This is a genomic window from Cellulomonas sp. NPDC058312 (assembly GCF_042880135.1).
Classification (GTDB): Bacteria; Actinomycetota; Actinomycetes; order Actinomycetales; family Cellulomonadaceae; genus Cellulomonas.
The window spans coordinates 489,703-505,263 of sequence record NZ_JBHVZE010000001.1 but is presented as its reverse complement, the minus strand read 5'-3'; the positions used below and the strand labels follow the sequence as shown (position 1 = coordinate 505,263).

Sequence of the window (15,561 nt, the reverse complement as noted above, 5' to 3'; positions counted from 1 at the left end):
GCAGGTGTCGAGCCGTAGCGCGCACCGGGCGCTGATCGTGATCCCCGCGTGGAACGAGCAGGTAGCCCTCCCCGGCGTCCTCGCAGAGGTGCGGGAGTTCAGCCCGGGCACCGATGTCCTCGTCGTCAACGACGGATCCACGGACGCGACCTCGCAGGTCGCGCGGGAGTGCGGCGTCGCGGTGCTGGACCTGCCGGTGAACCTGGGGGTCGGCGGAGCCATGCGCGCCGGCTACAAGTACGCCCTGCGCACCGGGTACGACGTCGTCGTGCAGCTGGACGCCGACGGCCAGCACGACCCGCGCGACGTCAGCCGGCTGCTGGCCCTGCTGGACGCCGAGGACGCGGACATCGCCATCGGCGCGAGGTTCGCCGGGACCGGCACCTACCAGTCGAGAGGCCCCCGCCGCTGGGCGATGCGCGGCCTGTCGACGGTCCTGTCCCGGCTCCTGCGCACGAAGCTGACGGACACGACGTCCGGCTTCAAGGCCGCCGGACCGCGCGCCGTGGCCCTGTTCGCGCGCGACTACCCCGCGGAGTACCTCGGCGACACGGTCGAGTCGCTGGTCATCGCCCACCGCGCCGGCCTGCGCGTGCGCCAGGAGGGCGTGTCGATGCGCCCCCGCGCCGGTGGCGAGCCCTCGCACAGCCCGGTGAAGGCCGGCATCTTCCTGCTCCGCGCGTTCCTGGCGCTCGTCGTCGCGCTCAGTCGCCCCGCCCACCCCGCATCGAGGACACCGTCGTGACCGGGTACCCCTTCGCCCTCGGCCTGTGCGCCATCGCGTTCCTCGCGATCGCGTACCTCCTGCGCGCCCGCCGCCTGCGCGAGAAGTACGCCGCCATCTGGCTCGTCGTCCTCGCGGCGATCCTCGTGCTCGGCGCCTTCCCGACCGTCCTGACGCGGCTCGCCGAGGCCGTCGGGGTCGAGACCCCGTCCAACCTGCTGTTCGCGACGAGCATCGTCGTGCTCCTGCTGGTCTGCATCCAGCTGAGCACCGAGGTGTCACAGCTCGAGGAGGAGACCAGGACGCTCGCCGAGGAGATCGCTCTGCTCGCGCGTCGGCTCGACGTCGTCGAGGGCCACCAGCTCCCCGCGGACGTGCACGGGGACGAACCGAGGTGACCGGGTCGCCGGCCACCTCCCGAGCGGGCGGGTTCGGCGCGGGGGTCCTGTGGGTCGGCGCCGGGATCGGCGTCTACGGCCTCGCGTCGTTCGCGTTCCTGGCGCTCTGCGCCCAGGCGCTCGGCGACGGGCCCGGCTACACCGCTCTGGCACTGCTCTGGACCCTGCTGAACGCGATCGGCATCGGCCTCTACCTGCCGGTCGAGCAGGAGACCTCGCGCGCGGTGTCGGGGCTGCGCTCCCGCGGTCTCGCGACGGCGGGTGCCGTCCGCGGGCCCACGCTCTACGCCGCGGGCTCCTTGGCGGTGGTCGCGGTCGTGCTGCTCGTCGGCAACCGGTGGTTCCGGGATGCCCTGTTCGAGGGCGTGCGCGGGATGACCGCGCTGTTCGCCGCGGCGCTGCTCGGCATGGCGGTCGCCTACCTGGCCCGCGGCGTGCTCGGCGGGACCGGCCGGTTCCCGCGCTACGGCGTCCAGCTCGCCCTCGACGGCGGCCTGCGCATCGCCGGCGTCCTCGTCCTGACGGCGCTCGACGTGCGGTCGCCGGTCGCGTTCGGTGCCGTGCTGGCCGCCGCGCCCCTGGTCTCGACCGCGGCCGCGCTCCTGCGGTCCGGTCCGCTCCTGGAGCGCGCCCCCCGGGCGCCGCGCGCGGCCGTGGGCATGCGGGCGCTGGTCGCCGCGTCGTTGGCCTCGCAGCTCCTCGCCAACGCCGGTCCCGTCGCCGCTCAGCTGCTGGCGTCGCCCGGTGAGTCCGAGACCACCGGACAGCTCGTCAACGCCCTCACCGTGGCGCGGATCCCCCTGTTCCTGTTCGCCGCGGTCCAGGCGGTGTTCCTGCCCAAGCTGGCCGCGCACGTCGCGCGGGACGAGCGCGTCTCGTTCGTCGCCTCGCTCCGGACGGCCGTGCTGCTGACCAGCGGCATCGGAGCGCTCGGTATCGGCGCGACCGCCCTGGTCGGTCCCCGGGCCGTGCGCCTGCTCTTCGGTCCCGGGTTCGACGTCGAGCGGGGGGTCATGGTGGTGCTGGCCGTCTCCGCGGTCCTGTTCATGGTGGTGCAGGTGCTGGTCCAGGCGCTGCTCGCGCGCGGTCGCGACGCGCTGGCGATCGCCGTCTGGTGCGCCGGGCTCGCGGGGCTGCTCCTCGCGCTGATCCCGTCCCTCGACCTCGCGATGCGGGTGTCGCTCGCGCTCACCGCCGGGTCCGGAGCGGCGCTGCTGGTCGCCGCGGTGGCGCTGCGGCACGCGCTGACGGACTGGACCGGGGCGCGCGCCGCGCAGCCCACCGTCCACGACACGCCCCTCGCCGGGACCGTCGGGTCCGGCCACATCTCCGAGGAGTCCTCCTGATGACGCCGCGTCGGCACGTCTGCGCGATCATGCTCGCCTTCGGGCCGGAACCGTACCTCCGGGAGGCGGTCGCGGCCGTGCTCGCGTCGGACGGCGTCGACGTCGAGCTGCTGCTGGTCGACAACGGGTGCACCACCGACGCGGTCGCGGAGCTGCCCGCCGACCCGCGGCTGCGCGTGATCACCCCGGACCGGAACCTCGGTTTCACCGGAGGGGTCGACCTCGGTGCTCGTGAGGCGACCGCGCCGGTCCTCGCCCTGGTGAACTCCGACGCGGTCGTCGAACCGGGCGCTCTGCGCGCCCTGGCCGAGGCCCTCGACGACCCCAGCACCGGGCTGGTCTGCGGCCTGGTGACGCTCGGAGCCGATCCGGAGACGGTGAACTCGGTGGGGAACCCGGTGCACGTCCTCGGGCTGTCGTGGGCGGGGCACATGGGCGAGCCCGCGGCGGCGCACCGGACACCGACGGACATCGCGTCCACCACGGGCGCCCTCATGGCTGCCCGCGCGTCCACCTGGGCCGAGCTCGGCGGGTTCCCCGAGGAGTACTTCGCGTACCTGGAGGACCTCGAGCTCAGCTGGCGCACCTGGCAGCGCGGGCTCCGGGTCCGCTACGTCCCGACCGCCCGGGCCAGGCACTACTACGAGTTCAGCCGGACGCCGCTCAAGATGTACCTCGTCGAGCGCAACCGCCTGCTCTTCCTCGCCACGTGCCACTCGGGCCGGACGCTGGCGCTGCTCGCGCTCCCCCTGCTCGCGTTCGAGGCGGCGATCACGCTGATCGCCGCGTCGCAGGGCTGGGGACGCCAGAAGATCGCGGGCTGGCGGTGGATCATGCGCCACCTGGGCTGGGTCCGCGAGCGGCGGCGCACGGTCCAGGCCGCCCGGACCGTCCCGGACCGTGAGCTCGCGCACCTGCTCGGCACCCGGTTCGACCCGGCGCAGTTCCCGCTGCCTCCGGGCGGCGGCCTGCTGCAGGCAGCCCTCGCGGCGTACTGGCGGCTCGCGCGCCGCCTGCTGTGAACCCCTTGCGCCCGCACCGACGCCCGACCTCCCCGAAGGACATCATGGATCTGCGCCAGGCCCTGCGAACGGGCACGCTGAGGACGTGGGGGCCCGTCGGGCTCCTCCTGTTCGCCCTCATGGGCACGTGGGCGCTCACGATGCCGCTCATGGCGGCACCGGACGAGCCCAGCCACGTCATCAAGGCGGCCGCCGTGGTCCGGGGTCAGCTGGGTGGCGAGCTCGGCGAGGCGCCCCAGGACACCTCCGAGCCCGGTGCGCCGACATGGGTCCAGGTCCCCTCCGACGTCGCCGACCTCGAGGACTACCCGGACTGCTTCCGCTTCCAGAAGAAGGGGTCGGCCGACTGCGTCGACCCGCTCGAGGGCCGCGTCCCGGGCCTGACCGAGGCGGGCACGTACGCGGGCCAGTACCCACCGCTGTACTACGTGCTGGTGGGGTGGACGACGATCCCGCTGTCCGGCGAGGTCGCGGTCTACGCGATGCGGCTCGTCAGCGCCGCGCTCTGCGCGTTCTTCCTCACCTGGGGCATCCGGCGCGTCGTGCAGCTCGAGCCCCGTCGCGCGATCTGGGGCGTCGCCGTCGCCCTCACGCCGATGGCGCTGTTCATCAGCGGCGCGGTGAACCCGAACGCGCTGGAGATCGCGACCGCGTTCAGCTTCTGGGCCGCTTGCCTGGCCCTGGCGCGGCGTCGGTCCGACGCGGACGTGTCCGTGCCGCCGCCCACGTCCTGGTTCGTCCAGGCGGTCGTCTCCGGGGCCGTGCTGATCAACCTGCGCACGTCCGGCCCCCTGTGGGCGCTGATCGCCCTCGTCGTGGCCGTCGTCGCGGCCCGCCCCGGAGCCGTGGCCGCCCTCGCACGGCTGCGCGCCGCCCGGTGGTCCGCCGTCGCGGCCGTGCTCGCGGGGCTGGCCTCCGTCGGCTGGATCCTCACGCACAGCGAGATCGTGACCACCGAGGGGCTCTTCCCGGAGTACGCGGACCCGAAGCTCGTGATCGCCGTCATGCTGCTCGCCACGGGCCAGTTCGTCGAGCAGATGATCGGGAACTTCGGGTGGCTGGACACGGGCTCGCCGTACCCGACCGTGCTGGTCTGGTACGCGGTGGCGTCCGCTCTGGTGCTGCTGGCGTTCGCCGAGCGCGGCGCCCGCCGACCGCGCGTGGCGATGGTGCTCCTGCTGCTGGCCGTCCTGCTCGTCCCCGTCGCGCTGTCCGTCCCGACGGCCGAGGCCGCGGGGATCATCTGGCAGGGCAGGTACACGCTCCCGATCGCGGTGGGTCTGCCCCTGCTGGCCTCGCTGCTCATGACCTCGCTGCGTGGCGAGGCCGCTCGCCTGGTCGACCGGCTCGTGGTGATCACGCTCGTCCTGGTGGCGGTCGGGCACGTCGCCGCCTTCTACTGGGCCGCGCGTCGCTACGCCGAGGGCATGGACGGGACGTGGGCGACGCTGTCTCCCGAGTGGGCGCCACCGCTCGGCTTCCTCCCGGCGGTCGCGCTGTACGCGCTGCTGGTCACCGCGGCCGCGACCCTCGCCGTGCGCCACGTGCGCGCGGCGTCGCGTGCCGAGGACCGGGCCGAGCTCGCGGGCACCACCGCCTGAGCCTCAGGGCGGCCGCACCTCCTGCTCGCGCGGGACGGGCGTCGGACGGGATGCACCGCCGCCGCCCGTGGCGGGGGGGGGGGGGGGGCCGCCCGGGCCGCCCCCCCCCGCCCCCCCCCCCCCCACCGGGGCCCCCCCCCCCCCCCCGCGCGGGGGGGCGCGCCCCCCCGCGGCGGGGGGCGGGGGGGGCTGCGGTGGGGACCCCCCCCCCCCCCGGGGGGGGCCCCCGCGGTCAGGACCGCGGGACCGCCACGGCGACGCAGCCCAGCGACCTGTGGTCCCCGGCGCCCACGTTGTCGACGGTCACGCAGACCGACCGCGCTCCGGCGGGCGCGGGTACGACTGCCGAGAACCCGTACGTCCCGGTGTAGCCCGGGTACGCACGCGAGATGTCGGCCCGCGTGACCGTCGGCCGGACGTAGCTGCCGGACCCGTCGACCGTGACGTACACGTAGGGCGGGGTGACGGTGTCGGGGTCGAGTGCCCACCCGGTGATGCGGACGCCGCCGGCGGTGCCGCTCGAGGCCTCCAGGTTCCCGACCGGGGACCCGCCGGGAACCGTGACCCGGCGGCAGCCGACGGACCTGCTGCTCCCTGCACCGACGTTGACGCCGTCGAGGCAGACGTCATAGGTCCCGGCCGGGACCTGCAGCGACGCCGACACGCCGTGCCCGTCGCCGTAGCCCGGGTAGGCGCGGCCCACGTCGCTGCGCGCGCTGTCGGCGCGCAGCGGCTGGCTGATGACCGTGGCACCGTCGTCGACCCGGCGCACCGTCGCCCACACGTAGATCGGGGCCGTGGTGTCGGGGTCGATGGCCCAGCCGGCCACGCCCACGCGGCCAGGGCTGCCCGTCGCGGACTCGAGGTTGCCGAACGGGTCGCTGCTCGCGATCTGCACGACGCGGCACCCGAGCGAGGTGTGCGCCCCCGTGCCGACGTTCGACAGCGTCACGCAGACGGTCTGCGGGCCGGACTGCGACGCCGGGACCGCACCCGAGAACCCGTGGGCGTCGCCGTACCCGGGATAGGCACGTCCGATGTCGGCCCGCGCCCCGTTCGCGAGCAGGTAGCCGCCCGAGCCGCCCACGGTGACGTACACGTAGACCGGGTCCGCCGAGTCGGGATCGACGGCCCATCCGGTCACGCGGACCGCGCCGCGCTCACCGGTCACCGCCTCGAGGTTGCCCACCGGCGACCCGCCCGGCGGCGTGACCCACGAGCAGCCGAGCGTGGGCGACCCGCCCGAGGGGACGTTGACCGCCCGGACGCAGACCTCGTGCCGCCCGGCCCCGACGGGGACGGTCACGGTGTAGCCGTGCGCGGCGCCGAAGCCCGGCAGCGCGGCCCCGACGTCGGGGCGCTGCTCGGACGCGGTGGCCCGGGTGACCGTGCGGCCGTCGACGACGACCTCCACGTCGATCGGCTGCGTGGGGACGTCGGGGTCGACCGCCCAGCCGCGGACCGTCGCCCGGCCGGTGGCGCCGCCGACCGCGGGGACGCCGGTCGCGGCGTCGAGCGAGCCGTAGGGTCCGCCCGGCGGCACCGTGATCACCGTGCACGGGAACGGCAGGTCGCTGCCCTGCCCGACGTTCCGGGCGGTGACGCAGACCGTGGTGGCGCCGGCGCCGGCCGGCAGGGTCACGTCGAACCCGTGCAGCGACCCGGCCGCGGGGTACGCGGCGCCGACGTCCGGGCGGGACAGCCGGGCGACGGTGGTGAACGAGGCCGAGCCGTACTGCACGCTCACGGTCAGCGCGCCGGTGGTGTCCGGGTCGATGACCCAGCCCTTGACCCGGACCCCGCCGGTGGTGCCCTCGACGGCCTCGAGGTTGCCGAACGGCTGGCCGACGGACGTCGCCTTCCACCAGCTCGAGTAGAGCCCGAACGCGGGGGTCGCGACGGTGGCCACCCCGGTCGAGCACTCCAGGCGCGCCTGGGTGATCCGGCCGCCGAGGTCGCCGTTGCCGTCGCGCGACAGGGTGAGGCGCTGGAGTGTGCCGCCCGCCGGGCAGGACTGCTGGACGGCCGCCACGGTGAGGGTGCCGGTCCAGGAGGAGCGGCTGTCGCCCGGCGCGGTCCCGGTGTACGGGTCGGGCCGCGCGACCAGGTAGGGGCGCGAGCCCGCCTTGCTGAACCCGCCGTTGGTCGAGGAGAACTGCGTGAAGGCCGGCCCGCCGCCGTAGTACCGCGCGATGCGTGCGGTCGCGGCGATGGCGGCGTCGGTCCCGGCGGCGTGCAGCTCGGTGACCACCCCCGCGGCGGTGACCGACGCGGAGCCCGAGTACACCTGGCACTGGGTGGTGTCGCACAGGTCGGCGCTCCCGCTCGGTGCGCGGACGCTCAGGGCGTACGAGCGCGCCGCGACGGACTGCGCCTGGAGCGCGGCCGGCGCCCAGGAGGACGGGGACTCGCGCGGGACGACGCCCCGCAGGTACTGCTCCATCGGCACGTGGTTGATCGTCTCGGCGGTGCCGGCCCCGGTGGCGTTGACCTGGATCGAGCCCACGTACCGCGAGCCCGCGCCCGACGGCTGGTACACCCAGACCTGACCGGGCGCGCCGCCGTCCAGCCACACGGCGCCCGCGACGGTGCGCGCGCCGTTGAAGGTGACCGGGGTGCGGGTCGAGCCCTGGAGCGAGTCGACGGTGAACGAGCCCGCGGACCGGGTGATGACCGCCCGCGCACCCACGGGCAGCGTGACGCGGACGCCCGAGGCCCCGTCGACGACGGTGACGGCCGCACCGGGCACCGGTCCCGCGGTGACCGTGGCGCCGCCCGAGGCGGACAGCAGCCGGACCCGCAGCGGGTAGTCCTGCCCGATGTCGGTGCGGACGGTGCCCGGGTAGTAGAAGTCGAGGATCTGCTCGGCGCTCAGCCCCTTCAGCGCGGCGCCCTGCGCACCCCACTGGGACATGCCGATGCCGTGGCCCCACCCGTGGCCGGCGACCGACCACGAGCCGGACGAGGGCGGGACCAGCACCTCGTCCTGGGCCTGCGCGGCGGCGCCGCCGAGCAGGACGAGCAGACCTGCGGCGGCGAGCCCGCCGACGGTGCGCAGCAGCAGACGCAGCGCGGTGACGACGCGCGGGACCATGGTTCCTCCGTGCCGGACGGCTCCGGCGGCCGACCCCCGGTGCACGGTAGCGGACGTCCGTGCGTCCCCCGGTCGGGGCACGCACGGACGTCCGAGTCGTGGTGGTTCGTCCCGGTAGGGTCAGTCGGTGCGGCCGCGGCGCAGCCGGTTGCCGACCGCCGTCGCCACCCGCACCCCGGGGTTGGCCCGCATCTGCCGGATGTCGTCGTGCGCGCGCGTCAGCGCCGCGGTCGTCCGCTCGAGCTCCGCCCGCAGGGCGTCCTGCTCCGCGCGCGCCTCGTCGAGCTGGGTGCCGGTCCACAGCAGCAGGTCGCGGGCCTCGATGGCCTCGTGCTGCAGCCGCGCCTCCGCCTCCCAGACGCGCTCCGGGACGGCTCCGGCCACCGGCGCGTCGAGCCGCGTGCGCAGCTCGTCGGCCAGCAGCACGCGGGTCCGCTCGTGCACCGGGGTGCCCGGGGAGCCACCACCGATGGTGGCCTGGAGCACCGCCTCGCGCTCGACGGCGGACTCGACGTCCGCGTCCGTCACGTCCGCGCGTCCGGCCGCCGCGGCCACCCGGCGCACCAGCGCCCGGCCGTCCTCGCAGCCCCACGTCGACGCGGGCGCCTCGGCGAGCAGGTCGCGCGCCAGGAGCAGCGCCCCGCGCAGCACGACCTCGTCCAGGCTGCTGCCGGACGACCGCCACTCGTCGTCGATGACCCACGCGGCGTCGTCCCTCCGGAGCACGTTCCCGGGGACGACGTCGAACGGCTGCGCCGGCGCGCTGGCCGCCGCGCGCTCGCGCAGCAGCCCCGCCCACGAGCCGACCAGCGCGTCGAGGGACGCCGGGTCGCGCAGCGCGAGCCGGGCCAGCGGCTCACCGGTGCGCCAGCGCTCGGAGTAGGCGAGCACCTCCACGCCGTCCTGCGCCCCGGAACCCAGCCGCTCGCTGGTGATCACGACGTCGTCGCCGTCCTCGTGCACGGTCTTGCGCACCTGGAGCGCACGCCGGCGGTGCAGGGAGAAGTACCGGGCCAGCCGGTCCTCGGGCCACAGCGGCGCGGGGTCGCCCCCGGTCCCCGCGACCAGCAGGAACGAGTTCGCGAAGTCCGGTCCGGTGCCGGCGGCGACGAGCTCGCCCCACAGCGCGGCCTCGTCGAGCAGCTCGGGGCGCGGCGTGGTCCAGTCCGGGCTCGGGAAGTCGGGCAGGTCCTCCGCGAGCTCCGGCGCCCGGTCGTACAGCCGCTCCGCCAGCACCGCGCGGGTCAGCTTGTAGTCCGGGAACGCGCCCAGCACCTCGGTCCCGGTGAACCCGGCGGTCCGCGCCAGCTCCGCCAGCCGACGGCGGGAGAACGTGCGGGCCGGGCCGTCGACCGGGTAGCCCTGCACCGAGTGGAAGACCTGGTTGGAGTGGTCCTCGGGCGCGCCGGCGAGGTACTTCACGCCGAGCTCGTTCTCGATCGCCAGGACCAGCCGGCCGCCGGGCCGCAGCGTGCGGCGGAGCGCCTCGAGGAACTCGACGTACGGGCGCTCGTCCCGTCCGCCGCCACCGACGTACTCGAGCACGCCGACGACGACCACCAGGTCGTACGCGGGCTCCGCCGGCAGGTCCGCGACCTCGGCGTTGTGCACGGTGACGCCCGGCAGCTCCGCCGTGCGCCGCGCCGCGACACGCGCGCGCTCGAACGTGGGCTCGAGCGCGTCGACGGTCGCGCAGGTCTCGCCCAGGTACCGCGTGATCGCGCCGCAACCGGCCCCGATCTCGAGCACGGTGGCGTCGGCCGGGAGGTCGAGCGCCCGGACCACGTTGGCCCGGGACGGGGACAGGTGGTAGCGCTCGGGCCAGCTCGTCGCCGTGGCGTACAGCTCGTCGGACAGCGAGTCCAGCGGCAGGCCGGACCCCATCCGGTCGTAGAGCTCCGCCTCGGAGCCGTCGAGCCACGGCGTCGTCGCGGCCCGCAGGACCCGGACGCCGTCGACGACCTCGGCCGGCAGGGCCCGCAGGGGGGTGGTGCTGGTCATGGCATCTCGCTCTCGGTGGTGCGGACAGGCGGCTGACGGGACGCCGTCACCCCCGCACGACGTCCCGCACAGCGGCAAGATACCCGTGCCCGTGCCGGGTCGTCGGCTCGAGGACGGCGCCCTCGGCCCACTCGTTCCAGGCGTTGCACATCACGAGACGCTGCTCGACCGGACGGTTCTGCACCGCCCGCGCCGTCGCGGACAGCCAGCGGCGGAACGTGTACGGGTTCGAGCCGTGCCAGATGTCGGCGCCCCACTGCCGCCGGGCGGTGTTGTCGAAGTTGACCATCACCGCCGGGTAGATGTCGGGCTCGAGCCGCTCCAGGCGCTTCTCGGCGTCGCGCACCAGCGAGCCGTAGCTCAGCAGGTTGCCGCGGAACTCCGCGTCCGCCCCGAGGTCGCCGTAGTCGATCCAGTCCCACTTGGCGTTGTGCGGCGGGAACCAGTGCGTGCCGTCCAGGCCGGCGGTCGCGGCGGCGCGGTCGAGCCCGTCGAACTCGCGCGCGACGTCCACGTTCACCAGCAGCAGCTCGCCGAGGCCCTCCTCGCGGGCCCGCGCACGCCAGTGCTCGAGCACCGACGGGTAGTCCGGGATCTGGGAGATGCGGTAGACCGAGACGACCTTGCGGCCGTCGACCGTCAGGTACCGGGGGTCGCGCAGGAACTCGAGGATGTCCTCGATGAACTGCGTCGCCGGCACCTCGTCGTAGTTCTGGCCGATGAGCATGTCGGACTGCCGGCCGTCCCAGCGCCGGGTCCAGTTCTCGTTCGCCCACATCAGGCAGAACGTCTTCGGCGTCGAGCCCGCGACGAGCTTCTCGACCGGCATCGACATCAGCCGCTTGCCCGCGAACCAGTAGTAGTAGTACATGAAGCCCTCGACGCCGTACGTCGTCGCGAGGTCCTGCTGGGCGTCGCGCACGACGTCGAGCCGCAGGTCGTAGAACCCGAAGTCGGCCGGCAGCAGCGGCTGCTCGTGGCCCGGGTAGACCGGGTGCGCGGCGGTGACGTTCGCCCACTCCGTGAACCCGGTCCCCCACCACCGGTCGTTCTCGGGGAACGGGTGGAACTGCGGCAGGTAGAACGGCACCAGGCGGATGCGTCGCGGCGGCTCGGAGCCGGTCGCGTACCGCTCGACGCCCGTGCCGGCGACGGACGTGGGCGCGGCGGGCAGCGAGCTGCGGTCGGAGATGCGCAGGCCGGCCTCCTTCGACAGGATGCCGACCAGGCGCTCGACGGCGTGCGCCGTCGTGCCGTCGATCTGCCCGGCCTCGGCGGCGAAGTCGTCCGACGTCAGCGCGAGGGAGCGCAGGCCCTGGAGCACGAAGCCCCGGATCCAGTACATCGAGCCACCGGGGAACCACAGGCCGTCGTGGTCCACGGGCAGGCCGATCCGGTCCAGGAGGTCGCGCACGATCTCCTCGTCCCCACCCCAGTGCTCCGGCCCGTGCAGGCTGCCGTCGGCCGTGACGAGGCCGAGGTCCGGGTCCGCGGCGAACGCGTCGAGGATCGCCTCGACGTTCTCCCGGGAGTCGAGCAGCGCGGTGAGGAACGCGTCCTTCCACTCCTCGCCGGTCCCGGCGAGGTCGTCACGGGTGTCGCGCCAGGCGCTGCGCTTCGTGTGGATCTTGAGCACGAGGTCGTACGGGTCGAGCAGACCCGCGTTGATCACGCCCACCGTGGGCAGGACGTCGCGCCCGTGGTTCTCGACGTCGAGCACGGCGACGTGCTTGACCTGCGGCAGCGCCGCGGTGTCGAGGTCGAGCACGGTGCCCGACGAGTTCGTGACGACGAGGTCGACGTCCACCGGCACGTGCCGCAGCTGCCCCAGCAGCTCCGGCACCAGCTCCGGGAAGTGCACGTGCATGAGGACGGCCACGCGGCTCGGGCCCTCGAACGGCAGGGCCGGGTGCACGCGCCACGCGTCCGGGAAGGTGCCGGTGCGGCGGCCGCGCTGCCGCCGCTGCCAGGACGCCATGCTCGTGGGCGCACCGGTGTCGGGCCGCCGAGGTCGGGTCCCGGCGATCCTGATGCCGACGGCGATCCGCAGCCGCTTGACCCGGCCCACGAGGCCCGCTCGCGTGATCCTTCTCATGCACGACACCTTCCTGCGAGGCGGCCTCGTGCCACCTCGACCCTCATCGGTCCAGCCACTGCTCGACGTCCACCGCGTACCGGGCACGCAGCTCCGCCGGGATCTCCTGCCCGCGTGGCGCGAGCTCGGGAGACCGGACGATCTCCCGCTTCACGAACGGCAGCCCGCGCTCGAGCAGCGTCCGCCAGCCCGCGATCGTCGGGTTGTCCGCGGCGGGCACGACCTGCCCGGCGCCGAACATCGCGTCCACGGCGTAGCCCTCGGTCTCGAGCAGCCGCCCCAGCCCGATCTCGTTGCGGTGGATGATCGCCTGCTTGTCGGCGTGGTGCCGCACGCTCCGCCAGAACCAGTCCAGGGGCGCGTCGGCGAGCACCCCGCCCCGGTACCCGACGAAGTAGCTCTGCAGGTGCCGGGCGAACTGGAGCGTCTCGGTGAGCCCCCACACGTCCGCGGGCGACGCGTGCAGCCGGCCGAGCACGCCGTCGAGACCGGCGAACGGCCCCACCAGCGAGTCGTTCGCGAGCACCACCGTGCCGGCGGCCCGCAGCTGCGGGTAGGTCGCGAGGCCCACCGCCCACGAGCCGAAGTCGTACCCGATGTTGGGCTTGCGCAGCACCGTCACCGCGTCGTCGGGACCGCCGTCGCCCCAGACCAGGGGCTCGCGGAACTCCGAGCTCGACACGACGAGCACGCGGTAGTCCTGCGCGACGAACGCCCCGACCAGCTCGCGGAACGACCGCGTCACCTCCGGGCGGGCGCCGTGGTGCACGAGCACCGCGACCCGGTCGGAGCCGCCCAGGTCGCTCCCGGCACGCTCGACGTGCGTCCGGCCGGCGACCAGGTCGAGCGCGCGGCGCGGCCGGCTGGTCCCGGCGCGCACGCTCAGCGCCGCCCCAGCGTGCGCAGGCGCCGCAGCGGCCACGTCACGCGCCAGGAGGTGCTGCGGCGCATGGCCTGCAGCTCCATCCAGGCGCGGTCGCGCTGGTCGCGCAGCGCGGCGACCTCCCGCTCGAGCTCCGTCACCCGCGGGTCCTCGGCCGGGCCGTCGGCGCCCGCGCCCGTCGTCGGCGCCGTCACGGCGTCGCCGACCCGCCGGTCGGGCCGACGGTGGTGGGGGTCGGCGTGGTCGGGGCGACCGCCCCGCCGACGACCGGGTCGCTCCACCGGCCCGAGATGCGCACGGCGCCGTTCTCGGTGTCGCCGGACGCCCGCACCGCGAGCGGGTAGGCCTTGTCGAGGTGGTCGTACGTGTGGCCCTTGCTGCGGATCGCGACCGACAGCCGCCAGTTGGCGGGCAGCAGCGGCAGCGCGTCGAACGTGTAGTCCACGTAGCCGGAGCCGGGGTCGAGCGACACGGCCCCACGGTGGTGCATGCGCGTGTTGGTGCCGGTGATCCCGACGCCGTTCTCGTGCACGAACCCGAGGAAGAACGCGACGTCCTCGACCCGCTGCCGGGCGGTGAACTCGACGCGCACCGTCAGCGGCTCACCGGTCAGCAGGATCGGCGCGGGCTCCCCGTCGGAGCCCAGCAGCTCGACGCCGGTCACCTGGATCTCGCCGGAGCCGGTGCGCGTCACGCCGGGGGCGGTCTCCGCGGACGTCTCGTCGTCCTGCCGGGCCTCGGCCTCGCGCTCGTTGACCTCCGCGAGGTACGCGTCGATGACCTCGGGCGCCTTGCCGATCGCCCGTACGTCACCGTGGTCGAGCCAGACCGCCGAGTCGCACAGCTCCGCCGCCAGGCCCATCGAGTGCGTGACCAGCACGATCGTCGTGCCCTGGTTGCGCAGCTTGAACAGGTGGTCGAAGCACTTGCGCTGGAACTCCTCGTCGCCGACCGCGATGATCTCGTCGACGATGAGGATCTCGGGCTCGAGCGTCACCGCGATGGCGAAACCGAGGCGCACGTACATGCCGGAGGAGTAGATCTTCACGGGCGAGTCGATGAACTCCCCGAGGCCGGCGAACTCGATGATGTCGTCGATCGACGCCTCGATCTGCTTCTTGCTCAGACCGAGGATCGAGCCGTTCAGGTGGATGTTCTCGCGGCCGGTGAGCTCGCCGTGGAACCCGGCGCCGAGCTCCAGCAGCGCCGAGACGCGGCCGTCGACCAGCACGGAGCCGCTGGTCGGGCGGTAGACCCCCGCGAGCACCTTGAGCAGCGTCGACTTGCCCGAGCCGTTGTGCCCGATGAGCCCGATCGTCGTGCCGCGGGGCACCTCGAACGTGACGTCCTTGAGGGCGTGGAACATGCCGTCGGTGCGCTCGCGCCCGCGCACCACGCGCTCCTTGAGCGAGTTGCGGCGCTCCTTGTGCAGCTTGAAGGACTTCGACAGCCCCTCGACCCGGATCGCGGGACCGTTCGGACGCACGCTCACAGCTCCTCCCCCAGGTCGCCGCCCCGTCGGCGGTTCACGAGCACGGCCAGCCCGAGGGCCAGGGCGGTCCAGCCGACCAGGCCGGCCCACGCCTGCCACGGACCGACCGTCAGCCCGTAGGTGACGTCGCGCAGGATCTCGACGAACAGGCCGGTGGGCAGCCACTCGACGATCGCCCGCATCGGGATGCCGCCCGCGGACACCGGGACGATGTCCAGCGTGTAGATGATCGGCGTGGCGTAGAACAGCAGCTGGAGCGCGACGGACACCAGGTGCGCGAGGTCCCGCACGTGCACGTTGAGGATCGCGAGCGCCGTCGCCACCGACGCGCTGAACACGACGAGCAGGCCGACGACCACCGGGGCGAGCAGCCAGCTGACGCCGACGTTGCCGATCACCAGCAGCACCAGCAGGTACAGCCCGAGCTCGATGAGGCTCTGCACGCCCTGGGCGACGGTCGAGCCGAGCACCGGCGCGTACGCCGGGAAGTAGATCTTCTTCAGCAGCGCGCCGGTGCCGATCAGCCCGCTGATGCCGCCGTTGACGGTGGAGGAGAAGAACGACCACGCGGTCAGCCCGGCGAACAGCCAGATGACGAAGATGCCGTCCTCGCCGTTGCCGAACGCGGGCGCCTTGCCCGAGAAGACGACGGAGAACACGATCGTGTAGACCCCGAGCGTCGCCAGGGGCACGACCAGCGACCACGCCCAGCCCAGGGCGGAGCCCTTGAACTTGGACTTGAGGTCCCGCTGGGCGAAGTTCCAGATCAGGTTCCACTGGCGCCACAGGGGCGCCGAGTGGCGCACCTCCCGCACCGGGACCGAGTCGACCTGCGTCACACCGACGCTCCTGCTCTGACGAAGGGAGGCCCCCACGCGCCGGCGGGTGCCGGGCGGGGCCTGCGG

Annotated in this window: 12 protein-coding genes; 5 read left to right on the top strand and 7 right to left on the bottom strand. The window is 74.4% G+C overall.

Annotation, left to right across the window (positions count from 1 at the left end):
- Positions 1-4: 4 nt before the first annotated feature.
- From ACFVXN_RS02320 to ACFVXN_RS02300, 5 genes are read left to right on the top strand one after another with little or no spacing between them, the layout of a single operon-like run.
- Complete coding sequence (locus tag ACFVXN_RS02320; RefSeq protein ID WP_389226628.1) at positions 5-745, top strand: glycosyltransferase family 2 protein; 741 nt, start codon at positions 5-7, stop codon at positions 743-745.
- Complete coding sequence (locus ACFVXN_RS02315) at positions 742-1,122, top strand: DUF2304 domain-containing protein (RefSeq protein WP_389226625.1); 381 nt, start codon at positions 742-744, stop codon at positions 1,120-1,122. The genes ACFVXN_RS02320 and ACFVXN_RS02315 overlap by 4 nt, the downstream gene beginning before the upstream one ends.
- A complete protein-coding gene (locus tag ACFVXN_RS02310) occupies positions 1,119-2,468 on the top strand; it encodes a hypothetical protein (RefSeq protein ID WP_389226622.1) in 1,350 nt (449 codons plus the stop codon). Before ACFVXN_RS02315 ends, ACFVXN_RS02310 begins: the two co-directional genes overlap by 4 nt.
- A complete protein-coding gene (locus ACFVXN_RS02305; RefSeq protein WP_389226619.1) occupies positions 2,468-3,490 on the top strand; it encodes a glycosyltransferase family 2 protein in 1,023 nt (340 codons plus the stop codon). The genes ACFVXN_RS02310 and ACFVXN_RS02305 overlap by 1 nt, the downstream gene beginning before the upstream one ends.
- Positions 3,491-3,534: 44 nt before the next feature.
- On the top strand, positions 3,535-5,091 hold the full coding sequence (locus ACFVXN_RS02300) for a DUF2142 domain-containing protein (protein WP_389226616.1): 1,557 nt from the start codon (positions 3,535-3,537) through the stop codon (positions 5,089-5,091).
- A 232-nt stretch (positions 5,092-5,323) separates the two neighbouring features.
- Here ACFVXN_RS02300 and ACFVXN_RS02295 read toward each other — a convergent pair whose 3' ends face one another.
- The 7 genes from ACFVXN_RS02295 to ACFVXN_RS02265 all read right to left on the bottom strand — a co-directional run bounded on the left by ACFVXN_RS02295 (position 5,324) and on the right by ACFVXN_RS02265 (position 15,495).
- Entirely contained in the window at positions 5,324-8,185 is a 2,862-nt protein-coding gene (locus ACFVXN_RS02295) for a SpoIID/LytB domain-containing protein (RefSeq protein WP_389226613.1), read from the bottom strand.
- A 120-nt stretch (positions 8,186-8,305) separates the two neighbouring features.
- Positions 8,306-10,186 (bottom strand): methyltransferase, encoded by a 1,881-nt coding sequence (locus ACFVXN_RS02290; RefSeq protein ID WP_389226610.1) that lies wholly within the window; start codon positions 10,184-10,186, stop codon positions 8,306-8,308.
- 46 nt (positions 10,187-10,232) lie between these two features.
- The gene (locus ACFVXN_RS02285) at positions 10,233-12,281 is read right to left on the bottom strand and encodes a glycoside hydrolase family 99-like domain-containing protein (RefSeq protein ID WP_389226607.1); all 2,049 of its coding nucleotides are present in this window, start codon (positions 12,279-12,281) and stop codon (positions 10,233-10,235) included.
- 43 nt (positions 12,282-12,324) lie between these two features.
- Complete coding sequence (locus tag ACFVXN_RS02280) at positions 12,325-13,161, bottom strand: rhamnan synthesis F family protein (protein ID WP_389226604.1); 837 nt, start codon at positions 13,159-13,161, stop codon at positions 12,325-12,327.
- A gap of 2 nt (positions 13,162-13,163) precedes the next feature.
- Positions 13,164-13,304 carry a hypothetical protein gene (locus ACFVXN_RS02275; RefSeq protein WP_389226601.1) on the bottom strand — a complete coding sequence of 47 codons (141 nt, stop codon included), beginning with the start codon at positions 13,302-13,304 and terminating at the stop codon, positions 13,164-13,166.
- A 50-nt stretch (positions 13,305-13,354) separates the two neighbouring features.
- Positions 13,355-14,650, bottom strand: coding sequence for an ABC transporter ATP-binding protein (locus ACFVXN_RS02270; protein ID WP_389226598.1), 1,296 nt, complete (start codon positions 14,648-14,650; stop codon positions 13,355-13,357).
- 2 nt (positions 14,651-14,652) lie between these two features.
- Positions 14,653-15,495: an ABC transporter permease gene (locus ACFVXN_RS02265; protein WP_389226595.1), complete on the bottom strand. Its 843-nt coding sequence runs from the start codon at positions 15,493-15,495 to the stop codon at positions 14,653-14,655.
- Positions 15,496-15,561 lie beyond the last annotated feature (66 nt).